Below are 13,853 nucleotides of genomic sequence, written 5' to 3' on the forward strand. Positions count from 1 at the left end.
GAATTCCTCTTATTTGCAGTGGGGTATATTTTAATTAAAATATATTTTTGATTTAACTTCACTGATGAAATACAAGCTACCTGTGATTAATAAGCAATCTCCTTGATAATTTTTAATAAAATCAACAAAATTATCAACGATGGATTTATTAGTAAATTCTACCTCATCATAAAGGGTATGTTTAGGTAATGCTTTAGGAAAGTCGAATTCAGTTACATAGATATGTTCTGCAATATCATTAAATGCAGTCAACATGTGGTGAATGGGTTTTCCATCAATAGCAGAGAATAAAACATCAACTTTCTCTAATTCATAGTATCGGTGTATAGTATCAACAAGTGCATCAATACTTTCTTTATTGTGTGCACCATCAATAATCATGAGTGGTTCTTTTGAGACTTCTTCTATACGACCAGTCCAGTAGGTATGTTCAATACCTTCAATCATACTATTAAAATCAAGTTTGATAACCCCTTGCTCATACAATTCAATAAGTGCAGTTATGGCAAGTGCGGCATTCTCTTTTTGATGTTCACCTTTCATATCTAAAGCGATATTTTCGAGCTCATATTCTTTATAGCGATACGTAAATTCATCATCTTCTGATTTTATCAAGATATCACGATCATATTCGATCGCTTTAGCATTTAGTCTTTCAGCTGTATCACGAAATTGTTTGATAGCATCATCATTTTTTATTGCATAAATTACCGGTGTATTTTCTTTGATAATGGCACTTTTATCACGAGCGATATCAAGATAAGAGTTGCCTAGAATATCCGTATGATCAAGACCGATACTCGTCAAAATGCTCAAAACGGGATGAATCACATTTGTAGAGTCATTTTTTACACCAAGCCCTGCTTCTACTAGAACAAAATCAACTGTATAGAACTCTCCAAAATACAAATACATCATTGTTGTTATAATTTCAAATTCAGTAGCTGTCCCTAACTCCGTCTCTTCTTCCATTGCTTCACTAATCGGTTTGACACGTGTTGCTAATTCTGCAATAGCCTCATTCGATATTGGATGACCATTCACACTAATTCGTTCATTAAATGTTTCGATATAAGGTGATGTAAATGTTCCGATTTGATAATTATTTTTCATTAAAGCTTCGCGTAAATAAGCAACTGTTGAACCTTTTCCATTTGTACCACCAATATGAATCACATTGATGTTTCTTTCAGGATGTCCTAATTGAGCTAACATCCATTCCATCCGTTTGACACCTGGCTTAATACCGAATTTCGTCCTTTCATGTATCCAATATAAACTATCTAGATAATTCATAACTCAGACTCCTAAGCTTTTAATTGTTCGATTCTTGACTTCACACCGTCAAATTTTTCCTGATAATTCTTTTTCTTTTCTCTTTCTTCATTAATTACTTTTTCAGGAGCTTTATTTACAAAGTTTTCATTAGCTAATTTATGATTAACACGATCTAACTCTTTTTGCCATTTATCTAATTCTTTTTCTAATCGTTTGATTTCTTTCTCCATATCAATCAAACCTTCAAGCGGTAAAATGACTTCTCCGGCAGTTACGACAGATGTCATTGCTTTTTCCGGGATTTCAATATTTGTGCTTATTTCTAAAGTGCTTGGGTTACAAAAACGTTCTAAGTAGTCTTGATTACGTATAAGCAACGCTTGTACATTTTGATCTTTCACTTGAATTTTAATTGGTATTGGCTTTGATAGTGGTGTATTCACCTCTAAACGTGACTGACGAACAGATTTAATGATTTCTACAAGCTGTTCCATCACTACTTTACTGTCCTCAAACATTAAGCTTTGATCCACAGTCGGCCACTGACTTGTTACGATTGAAGTTCCTTCATGAGGAATATTCTGCCAAATATGCTCAGTAACGAACGGCATAAACGGGTGTAACAATCTCATTATTCTATCTAAAGTATAACTTAGTACTGAACGTGTCACATTTTTTTGAATTTCATCCTCTTGGTTCATTGGAATTTTACTCATTTCAATATACCAATCACAGAATTCATCCCAGATAAAGTTATATAATGAACGCCCTACTTCACCAAATTCATATTTTTCACTCAGTGACGTGACAGTTTCAATTGTTTCATTTAAGCGTGTGAGTATCCATTGATCTGCAATAGAGAGATTTTCGGATAAATCAATATCCTTCACAGTAAATGATTCGCCGATATTCATAAGACTAAAACGTGCAGCGTTCCAAATTTTATTAATAAAGTTCCACGCTGATTCAACTTTTTCTGTTGAATATCTTAAATCATGTCCTGGTGACGACCCAGTTGCTAAAAAGTAGCGTAAACTATCTGCACCATATTGATCAATAACATCCATCGGGTCAACACCATTACCCAATGACTTACTCATTTTTCTACCATCTTCAGCACGAACTAAACCATGTAGTAGGACATCATTAAACGGTTTTTGATCTGTAAATTCTAAGCCTTGGAATATCATTCGGGCTACCCAGAAGAAAATAATATCATACCCAGTCACCAAAACATTTGTCGGATAGAATCGTTTGTAATCCTCTGTATCAACATTTGGCCAACCTAATGTCGAAAACGGCCACAATGCACTTGAAAACCATGTGTCTAATACATCCTCATCTTGTGTCCAATTTTCAATATCAGCAGGCGGTTCTTCTGATACATACATTTCTCCCGTTTCATTATGATACCAAGCTGGAATTTGATGTCCCCACCATAATTGACGTGAAATAGTCCAGTCTCTGATTTCTTCCATCCACCTATTAAAAGTCTTTTCAAATCGAGCTGGGACAAATTCAATGCGATTATCTGTGTTTTGATTGTTTAAAGCTTGTTCCGCTAACGGCTTCATTTTGACAAACCATTGTGTAGACAAATACGGCTCAACAATAGCACCACTTCGTTCAGAATGACCTACAGAATGCATATGATCTTCAATCTTAATGACTAAGCCTTGTGCTTCTAAATCTTTTACGAGTTGTTTACGACAGTCAAATCGATCCAATCCTTCATACTTACCTGCATGTTCGTTCATATGTCCAGTTTCATCCATAACAACGATGCGCTCAAGTTCATGTCTGTTTCCAATTTCAAAATCATTTGGATCGTGTGCAGGCGTCACTTTCATAGCCCCACTACCAAACTCTTGATCAACGTATTCATCGCCTAAAATCGGTAATTCGCGTCCAACAATTGGTAAAATAACCTTTTTACCAATAACATCTTTGTATCGAGCGTCATTTGGATTAACTACTATTGCTGTATCTCCAAGCATTGTTTCAGGTCGTGTCGTTGCAATTTCAATAAATCCTTCCCCATCCGCATAAGGATATTTAAAATGATAAAACTTACCGTTCACATCTTCATGAATCACTTCAATATCTGACAATGCTGTGCGCGCTTTAGGATCCCAATTAATGATACGTTCTCCGCGATAAATTAATCCTTTGTTGTACATATCAACAAACACTTTTTTAACCGCTTTGCTTAGACCTTCATCTAGAGTAAATCGCTCTCTTGAATAATCAAGCCCTAATCCAAGTTTAGCCCATTGTTGACGAATAAACTCAGCATATTCTTCTTTCCATTCCCATGCTTTTTCAAGAAACTTTTCACGTCCGATATCATGACGAGAAATACCTTCTTCTCTCATTTTAGCTTCTACTTTAGCTTGAGTAGCAATGCCCGCATGGTCCATACCAGGTAAATATAAAGTATCATATCCTTGCATACGTTTCATACGTGTTAATATATCTTGTAACGTTGTATCCCATGCATGTCCTAAATGTAATTTACCTGTTACATTAGGAGGTGGAATCACTATCGTGTATGTGTCTTTATCCGATGTTTTACTTGGTGTAAATAAATTTTGATCTAACCAAGATTGATAACGACCCGCTTCAACTTCTTGCGGATTGTATTTTGGTTTCATTTCCATTTAAAATCCCTCCATAAAATAAAAAAACATCTGTCCTAAAAAATAGGACGGATGTTTCCGTGGTACCACCTATATTCAATAATTGAAAAATTATTGCACTCATATGATTAACGCTCATGACACGCCTTAACTTACTACAATTCAGTTAAGGTCATTACTGGGCTACCTTCCACTTACGCTTTTATGCATTTCCACCAAACATGCACTCTCTAAAAAAATAATAAGTGTACTCCTCCCAAATGGTTATTAAATTCTCTTTTATAGTATACTGAATTAACGATTAAGTCAATAAATTGTGTGAAAATACAACAAGCTAAACACGGCGTTTTAAGAAAATATGAATCATCGGTGCAATCAAAAATAAAATAAAGAAAACTCTAAAAATATGATAGCTTGATATTAGTGCTACATCTGCACCTGTTTCTAATGCTACAAGCACGATTTGACTCATTCCACCTGGTGCAGCTCCTAAAAACAACTCATTAATCGATTCGTGATTTATAAAGCTTAATAAAATCACCATTATTAAGCTACAAATGATAAGCAGCACATTTTGAAACGCAATCGCTAGTGCAATTCGCCCCTTTAACCTACTCGTCAAATGTGCAATTTGCAAACCGACACGTATCATATAAATCACTTGTGCAGCTGCAATAATAGGCTGATCCAAAGTAAATGTTAGGCCTGTTGATATATTCCAAATAATAAGCACAACAATTGGTGCGAGTAACATTTTTGTAGGGAAATGAATCCACTTCATTACATAATAAACAATAATAATACCTATTATTAAAATCATGATGTGTGAAACTTGTAATACATGGGTCATGTGATGTGCAGTCTTAACTGCGCTGTTTGTAGTCGTCTCATTTTGAAAAAAGAATGAAATTAATGGAACTAAAATAACTACAAAAATAATTCTAGACGTTTGAGTTAAACTGACTACTAATATATCTGCCTTTTTGTTTTCTTCAGCCATAACTAACATTTGACTTAAAGCACCTGGTATGACACTCAGTATAGCTGTTTCGACATTTACTTTTGCAATTTTTTGAAATCCAATAGATACGATTAAAGCCAAAATGACTAACAAAACACTCACGATTACAATTGAAAAAAAGTCATTCTTAATATCATTCATTACCGATTTAGTAAATGCACTTCCAATTTGAACACCTAACAAAACCAACCCAAGCTGGCTCAACCAAGACGGCCATTCTACCTCTAATTTGAGTATTTTAACAACTATTAAGCTTGCAATGATAGGCCCGAACATCCATGGTAGCATTATATTCATATAATATAGAATAAAACCCAAAATAATAGAAAGTAATAATACAATCAGATTGTTCTTTAGATATAGTTTCGACATATGTTCCCCTTTATGTTTTCAAACGCAATGATATGTTAAAAAGGCCGAGACAAAAAACTCAGCCTAGTCCAAAATATCGTTTTCAAAACGTCATCTTACGCATTTAAAATACGTGTTAACGCAATATCGAAAGCTTCTATTGTTTGTTCGATATCTTTATGAGTATGTTTTGTAGACAAAAACATACCTTCAAATTGTGATGGCGGTAAAAAGATACCTTCTTGTGCTAATTCGCGATACAACTGACTAAATAATTTTAAATCAGATTGATTGGCTTCCTTGAAGTTTGTGACCGGTCCTTTATTTAAAAAGAAACCAATCATTGACCCAGCACGATTTATCGTAAGCGGGACTTGATGCTTACCGAAAACAGTCTTCAGTCCAACTTCTAATTTATCACCAAGTTCATTAAAGTATTGATAACTTTCAGGTGTAAGTTGGCTTAAAGTCATATAACCACTTGTCATTGCAAGCGGATTACCAGAAAGTGTACCAGCTTGATAAATATCGCCACTCGGTGCAATGTGATCCATTATGTCTTTTCGTCCGCCAAACGCACCAACTGGCAATCCACCGCCAATAACTTTACCTAAGCATGTTAAATCTGGAATAACGTCATAATAACCTTGAGCACAATGATATCCCACTCTAAATCCAGTCATTACCTCATCGAATATGAGTAAGGCATCATAACGTTTTGTAATTTCACGTAATCCTTTCAAAAAGTCATTAATAGGTGGAACAACCCCCATATTACCAGATACAGGCTCGACTATAATTGCTGCAATATCATCACCAAATTGCTCAAATGCATAGGTCACAGCATCTAAATCATTGTAAGGTACTGTTATCGTATTGCGAGCAGTTCCTTCTGGCACGCCTGGAGAATCTGGTAACCCTAGTGTCGCCACACCTGACCCTGCTTTAATAAGCAAAGAATCACTATGCCCATGATAATTCCCTTCAAATTTAAGAATTTTATTTTTTCCAGTATAACCTCGAGCAAGTCTTAATGTGTCAAGTGTTGCTTCCGTTCCTGAAGATACCATTCTAACCTTTTCAATCGAAGGTACACGTTCGATAACGAGTTCTGCTAATTTATTTTCTTCGATTGTGGAAGCACCAAAGCTTGTTCCTCTATCGACTACTTTATGAATTTCTTCTATCACTTTAGGATCTTTATGGCCTAAAATTAACGGTCCCCAGCTTAAAACGTAGTCAATATATTCATTACCATCGATATCGAAAATATGACTTCCTTCTCCGTGGTCCATAAAGATAGCAGGTGTATCTACTGATTTAAAGGCTCGAACTGGACTATTAACTCCACCTGGCATTAATGTCTGTGCTTTTTCAAATGCTTGAATTGAATTTTCGTAACGCATTTTGCTCCTCCTTTAGTTATTGTCGTTCAATATAATGGCATAAATCTTTTGCGAAGTAGGTAATAATCATGTCTGCACCAGCTCGCTTCATTGATATCATTTGTTCCATAACTACTTTTTCCTCATCAATCCAACCATTAATGGCTGCGGCTTTTGTCATGCTATATTCTCCGCTTACATTGTAGGCAATAATTGGAATATTTGTATGATTGCGCACATCACGAATAATATCTAAATAGCTTAATGCGGGTTTGACAATCATCATGTCTGCACCTTCTTTTAAATCACTTTCTAACTCACGCATTGCTTCCAATCGATTAGCTGGGTCCATTTGATATGTTTTGCGGTCGCCAAATGAAGGCGCAGATTCTGCTGCGTCTCTAAATGGGCCAAAAAAGCTTGATGCATATTTAATACCATAACTCATAATCGGGATATGATAATACCCTGCTTCATCTAAACCTTTTCGAATTTCAGCTACAAATCCATCCATCATATTGCTAGGTGCAATAATATCTGCCCCCGCTTTTACTTGTGACACAGCTGTTTTCACGAGTAAAGGTAATGTTTTATCGTTATCCACATCATGCGTATGGGTATCTATTAAGCCACAATGGCCATGATCAGTATATTCACATAAACAAGTATCGGCTAAAATTAACAAATCATCATATAATGATTTAGCAATACGCGTTGCCTTTTGAATCACTCCATCTTCAATAAATGCTCCCGTACCACACTCATCTTTTTCATTAGGAATACCAAAAAACATAATTGCTCGAATTCCTAAATCATATGCTTCCTTTATTTCATCATGAAGCAAATTCAAGCTTATTTGATATACACCTGGTAGCGATTTAATCTCAGTTTTAACATTATCTCGCTCAACTACAAATATAGGATAAATTAAATCCTCTTTTCTTAAATGTGTTTCACGTACCAAACTACGCATTGTTTTAGACGAACGCAAACGTCTATGTCTATCAAAATGCATTATTTAATCCCTCGTTTCAATAATTTTTTCAATCATTGCATCTAATGTTTGAATATCAGCAGTTTTGCATTGCATACCATAATCTTCCACAGTTTGTCGCGTTTGACTACCAATTGTAACAATGTCATATTGGTTTACTAATGTTGCTTCATAGTCAAAAAATGCATTAACCGCAGAGGAACTTGCAAATGTAATAACATCCACACAACCTTGATTGATTAAGCGGTATACTTTTTGAACGTTTTGAATATGGGGTGCTGACTCATATAAATCTATTTTACAAGTCGAATGCCCTCTTTGTCTAAGTGATTGATTTAATAGAGGTCTTGCACCTTTACTGGACGGAATTAAAATTTTATCCGAACTTTTAGCATTGAATGATTCTAGGAAACCTTCTTGAGAGTAGTTATGAGGTATGAAATCCACTTTAATCCCATACTTTTCACAAATCTGTGCAGTTTTGATACCGATAACAGCAACTTTCTCATAAGAAACTTGACTCATATAAGGTAAAAAGTGGCGAACTGCATTCTGAGATGAAAAAAGAAGCCATTGATAGTGCTCACCCAAAACTTGTATATCAAACGACAAAGACTTTGTCTCAATCAGTGGTAAATGAACAATATTAACTGATTGGTTAGTATACATTTTAGTTTGAGTCATTACTACAGTTGGCTTCATATTTTACACCTCATTAACCCTCGTTTAAAGATTGGATAATCTGATAAGCACCTTGTTCTTTAAGGATTCGGCTGACCTCTTTACCTAATTCAATGCCTTTAGACCCTTTAATTGTATGTTGAAAACGTCTTTTTCCATCAGGAGACATAATTAATCCAGTGAATTCTATTTCATCATCAGTTACCTTTTTAGCATAGCCTCCTATCGGCACTTGACAACTTCCATCCATTTCTTTCAAGAAAGTACGTTCTGCACTGACACATTCAAAAACATCGGGGTTATGTACTTTTTGTAATAAATTCAATAACTCTGTATCGTCTTCACGACACTCTATTCCTAAAGCCCCTTGACCAATTGCAGGAACGAGTAAATCCGCATCAAGATAACTCGTCACAATATCATCAGACCAACCCATGCGCTTAAGTCCAGCAGCTGCTAAAAGAATGGCGTCATAATCTTCCTCATGCAACTTTTTTAATCGTGTGTCTATGTTTCCTCGAATCCACTTGATTTCAAGGTTAGGAAATTGCGCAAGGATTTGTGCACCTCGACGTAATGAACTTGTTCCAATAACACTTCCATCTGGTAGTTGGTCTAATGGCACGTGGTTTTTGGCTATATAAGCATCAAATGGATTCTCTCGATCAGGAATACAACCAAGTGTTAGACCTTTAGGCAACTCACTCGGTACATCTTTCAAAGAATGCACAGCCATATCAATAGAATGATTAAAAAGCTCATTTTGTATCTCTTTTACAAATAATCCTTTCCCCCCTACTTTAGATAATTGACGATCAACAATTTGATCTCCTTTAGTTACAATTTCTTTAATTTTAATATCTAGTGTAGGGTCTATCTCTTTCAAACGTGCTATAAACTGTTTTGTTTGTGTGATTGCAAGTTTACTCCGCCTTGAGCCTACAACGAGTTGACGCATTGCTTTTCCTCCTTTATGACAACTTTATACCCCAGTCCACTGATGAAATGAAGACAATTGAGTAATTACAATTAAATTAATCATACAACTTAAAAAAAGAAAAATATTAAAGTAAATTAATGAGATAATCTTAAACTGTTTTACTAATCTAAGTATGATATATACCATATAACATATAAAAATAAGTAATGATGAAATAACCTTTAAATCAACAAAAATATGTAGTCCAACAGTCATAAGCCCCCATTGAACACCTAATATTAAACTCACCAATAATAGTACATTTCCAACTAATGAACAAAAAAAGACAATGTACTCTATCTGTTCAAGACTGCTCATTCTAAAGAAATATTGCGTGAACTTTTTCTGCTTTAAGTTTTGAAATTGCATCAGATAAATAATCGAATTAACAAATGCAATCGCAAAAATAACATAACTTATTAACGCAAGAGAAATATGAACAACTAATAATTCATTCATCACCGTCATACGAGAAACATCTAAATTAAATTGGTAGGGATGAAACGTGTGAATCATCATAAAAATAAAACCCAGAACATTTAAAAGGACTATCATAAAATCCGATTGTTTCATAGCTGTTAGCATAAAACTGATTGTAAGTATAAGCCATGTTAAAACACTCATACTTTCAACTATTGATGTTAACGGGAGGTAGCCCCTCCAAATAATAAAAATTGTCAAAGAGACTGTTTGGCATACCCAAACAATCCCTAAAGAATAAAAACCAAAAGTTTGAAGTCGATAATTTTTTTGAAATAAGTCTATAATAAGTGAAGCTGTACAGATTAAATAGATCAACAAAATGACTTCATGAAAACGAATTAAAAAAACTTCTTCCACAGCATCACCAACTATTAATGATCAAATCTTAAAATTTTCTGTTTCAAAATTTGACGTTTATTTTCAATTGCTTGTGCTTTGTAATCTTCTTCTACTTCTATATCAAAAATATCTTGAAATAAAGATAGTTTTAATTGGGCATCTTTGTCGCTACTAATTTCTTTTGCCATTTTGATTGGATCTTTTAACATTTGGTTGATAATACTTTTCGTGTGCTTAGATATAACTTTACGTTCACGTTCACTTAAGTGAGGTAATTTACGATCAACGCTTATCATTGTTTCTTGTTGAATGGACATTGCTTTTTCGCGTAAGGCACGTATGACTGGTACAACGCCTAACATCTGTACCCATTCATTATGTTTTTCAATTTGTGCAGGTATTTTTGAAGCAATGATTTCAGCTGCTCTTTGTCTTTCACGAATATTTGCATCAACTAGACCTTTTAAATCATCGACATCATATATGAATAAATTTGTATCTAATGTATCGATAGGCTCAATATCTCTAGGTACTGCAATATCAATCAGTACTTTTTGATTAAATGAATCGACACTACTACACATTTCTAACATCTCTTTAGATATTACAAAATGATTGGCACTAGTAGAGCTAATCACTACATCAGCATTTAGTATTTCATCTGCGAGTCGGTTAATAGGAGCCACTTTTATGTGATGCATTGTGGCTAATGTTTGTGCCTTCGAATATGTGCGATTAATTAAAGTGATGTCAGTAACCCCGGCACCTTTTAGATTCATAATCGCGCGCTCTCCCATTTCACCAGCACCTATAATAAGTGCGCTTTTTTTGTGTAATTTTCCAAACATCTTTTTCGCCAACTCAACAGCTGCATACGAAACACTTATAGCATTATCGGCAATATCTGATTCATGATGCGCTCTTTTACTAAACGTAATCGCCTGCTTAAAAAGTTCATTAAAAATGGTGCCAGTTGTCTTAGCTTCTTGCGCTGTAAAAAATGCATCACGAATTTGACCCAGAATTTGAGTTTCTCCTAAGACAATTGAATCTAAGCCTGACGTCACTTTCAATAAATGCTCAATCGCTTCATCTTCCACCTTAACTTCTGACATTGCTTTAATATCATCTACTTCAAAGTTAAATTCTCGTGCCAAAAAGCGTTGGATATAATATCTACCTGTGTGAATTTGGTCAACAACTGCATAAACCTCAGTACGGTTACATGTTGATAATATAACGTTCTCTAAAATAGATTTTGTTTCAAATAACGCTTCATGTACACGTAACATATTTTGATCATTAAATGAAAGTTTTTCTCTAACTGTAACATCAGCTGTTTTATGATTAACACTCACTGCTATAATATACATGCATATATCCCCCATACGTTCTTCAATACGAACATTATAACATAGATTATAGTAATTCTAATTAAAACAAACTTAAAATTAAGGATTAAACTGAAATTGTAGAAAAATGTTTGAAATTTTTCAAGACGCTATTAACGAATACGTAAAAATGAAGTGAGGTTTGACTTAGGACCTTACTTCTCAATCAACCGGCACAATATATCATTTAATTATTCATTTTCATTGTTAGATGAGTTGTTGACTAAAAATGACTCAATAGCATTCCAGATTAGCGGTGCTTTTGCTTTGTTTAAAGACGAGTAGCTTATGATGGAATCTCCAGGCTCCAACTCCAATGTCTCTTTTATAATTTTAATATGCTTTTGAATTTTACCTTTAGGTACTTTATCTTCTTTAGTAGCAATAATTAAAGTCGGAATATCATAATGTTTTAAGAAATCATACATTAAAATATCATCTTCAGTTGGTGGATGTCTTAGATCTACTAATTGAATCACAAGTTTTAAAGCTTGTCGTGTTGTAATATAAGTTTCAATCATTTTACCAAAAGCTTCACGTTGCTTTTTACTTACTTTTGCATAGCCATACCCCGGAACATCTACAAAAATGAGTTGATTATCGATATTGTAGAAATTAAGCGTTTGTGTTTTGCCAGGTTGCTGTGATGTTCGAGCCATATTCTTTCGACCGATCATTGTATTAATAAAAGTTGACTTTCCTACATTTGAGCGTCCGCTTAAAGCGACTTCCGGCAAATCAAGTTCCGGGTATTGTTCTGGTTTAACAGCACTAATTAAAATATCCACATGGTTAGGATTAATATTCATATCTTCGCCTCCAATCAATCATTCTTTCAATATTAATTTTAAAGGAGCGGGTGTGAAATCTGCAATATGCGATTCCATCGTCCCGCTCCTTTTTCATTAAATCTACTTTTAATATCTTTACAGTAATAAAATTAACTATACATATTGCTACCAACTATCATTATGCAGATGTTTTCTCATCATTTAACAAGTTGTTATCAGCATCATACAATTCTGGGTTTGTCTCATTAACAATTGTATCTTTTGTAATAATGACTTTAGCAACATTATCAGTTGATGGAATATCATACATAATGTCGATGAGCGCTTCTTCAATGATAGAACGCAATCCACGTGCACCCGTCTTACGTTCAATCGCTTTTTCACTTATGGCAGCAAGCGCTTCGTCTGTGAATTCAAGATTCACATTATCAAGTTCTAACATTTTGGCATATTGTTTAACAAGCGCATTCTTAGGTTGAGTGAGTATATTTTTAAGTGCAGCTATGTCTAAAGTTTCAAGATTTGCGACAATAGGAACACGTCCGATAAACTCAGGTATTAGTCCATATGATTGTAAATCTTCAGGACGAATATGCTCTAATAAACTATCATCATCATAATTAGAAGCTTCACTACTTGAAAATCCAATCACTTTTTCACCCAGACGACGCTTAATTACATCATTAATACCATCAAACGCACCGCCAAGTATAAATAAAATATTTGTAGTATCAATTTGAATGAATTCTTGATTTGGATGCTTACGGCCGCCTTGAGGTGGAACACTTGCAGTCGTACCTTCAAGTATCTTTAATAATGCTTGTTGTACACCTTCACCTGATACATCTCTTGTAATAGATGTATTTTCAGACTTACGTGCTATTTTATCTATTTCATCAACATAAATAATTCCTTTTTCGGCTTTATCAATATCAAAATCAGCAGCTTGGATTAAACGTAATAGAATATTTTCTACATCCTCGCCGACATATCCTGCTTCAGTTAAGCTTGTAGCATCTGCAATTGCAAAAGGTACATTTAACGTTCTTGCTAACGTTTGAGCAAGTAATGTTTTACCACTACCCGTTGGACCGATTAAAGCAACATTACTTTTTTGCAATTCAACATCTTCATTATCTTTTGGTCCAAGTTGTTGCACACGTTTATAATGATTATAAACTGCTACAGCTAAAGATTTTTTAGCTTTTTCTTGCCCAATCACATAATTATTGAGTTCATCCATAATTTCTTTCGGTGTTGGTAATTCGGTTAATTCTTCAACCTCATTGTGGCTTAACTCTTCTTCTACAATTTCAGAACAAAGTTCAATACATTCATTACAGATATAAACACCGCTACCTGCTACCAATTTTTTAACTTGATCTTGATCTTTACCACAAAAAGAACATTTTAAGTTTTCTTCGTCTTCATTGAATTTAAACATACTAATATACACCCCTGTTCTTTTACGACTATACTAGAAAGCATTTTATTACGCAAACAATGATACTTTCAAGTTTT

Annotated in this window: 11 protein-coding genes and 1 other annotated feature; all 11 genes read right to left on the bottom strand. The window is 34.4% G+C overall.

Going from position 1 to position 13,853, the window contains the following annotated elements:
- Positions 1 to 30 precede the first annotated feature (30 nt).
- The 11 genes from C7J90_RS09875 to clpX all read right to left on the bottom strand — a co-directional run bounded on the left by C7J90_RS09875 (position 31) and on the right by clpX (position 13,776).
- Positions 31 to 1,296, bottom strand: a complete 1,266-nt coding sequence (locus tag C7J90_RS09875; protein ID WP_103209285.1) for a bifunctional folylpolyglutamate synthase/dihydrofolate synthase — start codon at positions 1,294 to 1,296, stop codon at positions 31 to 33.
- 11 nt (positions 1,297 to 1,307) lie between these two features.
- The gene (locus tag C7J90_RS09880; RefSeq protein WP_103209286.1) at positions 1,308 to 3,938 is read right to left on the bottom strand and encodes a valine--tRNA ligase; all 2,631 of its coding nucleotides are present in this window, start codon (positions 3,936 to 3,938) and stop codon (positions 1,308 to 1,310) included.
- A 40-nt stretch (positions 3,939 to 3,978) separates the two neighbouring features.
- Positions 3,979 to 4,185: a binding site (T-box leader), on the bottom strand.
- Positions 4,186 to 4,251: 66 nt separating this feature from the next.
- Positions 4,252 to 5,310 (bottom strand): AbrB family transcriptional regulator, encoded by a 1,059-nt coding sequence (locus tag C7J90_RS09885; RefSeq protein ID WP_103209288.1) that lies wholly within the window; start codon positions 5,308 to 5,310, stop codon positions 4,252 to 4,254.
- A 95-nt stretch (positions 5,311 to 5,405) separates the two neighbouring features.
- Complete coding sequence (gene hemL, locus C7J90_RS09890) at positions 5,406 to 6,695, bottom strand: glutamate-1-semialdehyde 2,1-aminomutase (protein ID WP_103209290.1); 1,290 nt, start codon at positions 6,693 to 6,695, stop codon at positions 5,406 to 5,408.
- A 16-nt stretch (positions 6,696 to 6,711) separates the two neighbouring features.
- Entirely contained in the window at positions 6,712 to 7,689 is a 978-nt protein-coding gene (gene hemB / locus C7J90_RS09895) for a porphobilinogen synthase (protein ID WP_103209292.1), read from the bottom strand.
- 3 nt (positions 7,690 to 7,692) lie between these two features.
- The gene (locus tag C7J90_RS09900; RefSeq protein WP_103209294.1) at positions 7,693 to 8,370 is read right to left on the bottom strand and encodes a uroporphyrinogen-III synthase; all 678 of its coding nucleotides are present in this window, start codon (positions 8,368 to 8,370) and stop codon (positions 7,693 to 7,695) included.
- Between the two features lie 13 nt (positions 8,371 to 8,383).
- The gene (gene hemC / locus C7J90_RS09905; RefSeq protein ID WP_103209295.1) at positions 8,384 to 9,307 is read right to left on the bottom strand and encodes a hydroxymethylbilane synthase; all 924 of its coding nucleotides are present in this window, start codon (positions 9,305 to 9,307) and stop codon (positions 8,384 to 8,386) included.
- A gap of 24 nt (positions 9,308 to 9,331) precedes the next feature.
- The gene (ccsA, locus tag C7J90_RS09910) at positions 9,332 to 9,952 is read right to left on the bottom strand and encodes a cytochrome c biogenesis protein CcsA (protein WP_232332048.1); all 621 of its coding nucleotides are present in this window, start codon (positions 9,950 to 9,952) and stop codon (positions 9,332 to 9,334) included.
- A gap of 230 nt (positions 9,953 to 10,182) precedes the next feature.
- On the bottom strand, positions 10,183 to 11,523 hold the full coding sequence (gene hemA / locus C7J90_RS09915) for a glutamyl-tRNA reductase (RefSeq protein ID WP_103210410.1): 1,341 nt from the start codon (positions 11,521 to 11,523) through the stop codon (positions 10,183 to 10,185).
- Between the two features lie 209 nt (positions 11,524 to 11,732).
- Entirely contained in the window at positions 11,733 to 12,350 is a 618-nt protein-coding gene (yihA, locus tag C7J90_RS09920; RefSeq protein WP_103209688.1) for a ribosome biogenesis GTP-binding protein YihA/YsxC, read from the bottom strand.
- Positions 12,351 to 12,510: 160 nt separating this feature from the next.
- Positions 12,511 to 13,776 (bottom strand): ATP-dependent Clp protease ATP-binding subunit ClpX, encoded by a 1,266-nt coding sequence (clpX, locus tag C7J90_RS09925; RefSeq protein ID WP_103209686.1) that lies wholly within the window; start codon positions 13,774 to 13,776, stop codon positions 12,511 to 12,513.
- Between the last annotated feature and the right edge of the window lie 77 nt (positions 13,777 to 13,853).

The sequence above is a fragment of the Staphylococcus felis genome (assembly GCF_003012915.1).
Lineage (GTDB): Bacteria > Bacillota > Bacilli > Staphylococcales > Staphylococcaceae > Staphylococcus > Staphylococcus felis.

Bases quoted from the DNA above. Each gene is read 5' to 3' on its own strand.
- hemB (WP_103209292.1), bottom strand. From the start codon at position 7,689: ATGCATTTTGATAGACATAGACGTTTGCGTTCGTCTAAAACAATGCGT.
- hemC (WP_103209295.1), bottom strand. From the start codon at position 9,307: ATGCGTCAACTCGTTGTAGGCTCAAGGCGGAGTAAACTTGCAATCACA.
- ccsA (WP_232332048.1), bottom strand. From the start codon at position 9,952: ATGAGTGTTTTAACATGGCTTATACTTACAATCAGTTTTATGCTAACA.
- C7J90_RS09900 (WP_103209294.1), bottom strand. From the start codon at position 8,370: ATGAAGCCAACTGTAGTAATGACTCAAACTAAAATGTATACTAACCAA.
- C7J90_RS09875 (WP_103209285.1), bottom strand. From the start codon at position 1,296: ATGAATTATCTAGATAGTTTATATTGGATACATGAAAGGACGAAATTC.
- clpX (WP_103209686.1), bottom strand. From the start codon at position 13,776: ATGTTTAAATTCAATGAAGACGAAGAAAACTTAAAATGTTCTTTTTGT.
- hemA (WP_103210410.1), bottom strand. From the start codon at position 11,523: ATGTATATTATAGCAGTGAGTGTTAATCATAAAACAGCTGATGTTACA.
- C7J90_RS09885 (WP_103209288.1), bottom strand. From the start codon at position 5,310: ATGTCGAAACTATATCTAAAGAACAATCTGATTGTATTATTACTTTCT.
- yihA (WP_103209688.1), bottom strand. From the start codon at position 12,350: ATGAATATTAATCCTAACCATGTGGATATTTTAATTAGTGCTGTTAAA.
- hemL (WP_103209290.1), bottom strand. From the start codon at position 6,695: ATGCGTTACGAAAATTCAATTCAAGCATTTGAAAAAGCACAGACATTA.
- C7J90_RS09880 (WP_103209286.1), bottom strand. From the start codon at position 3,938: ATGGAAATGAAACCAAAATACAATCCGCAAGAAGTTGAAGCGGGTCGT.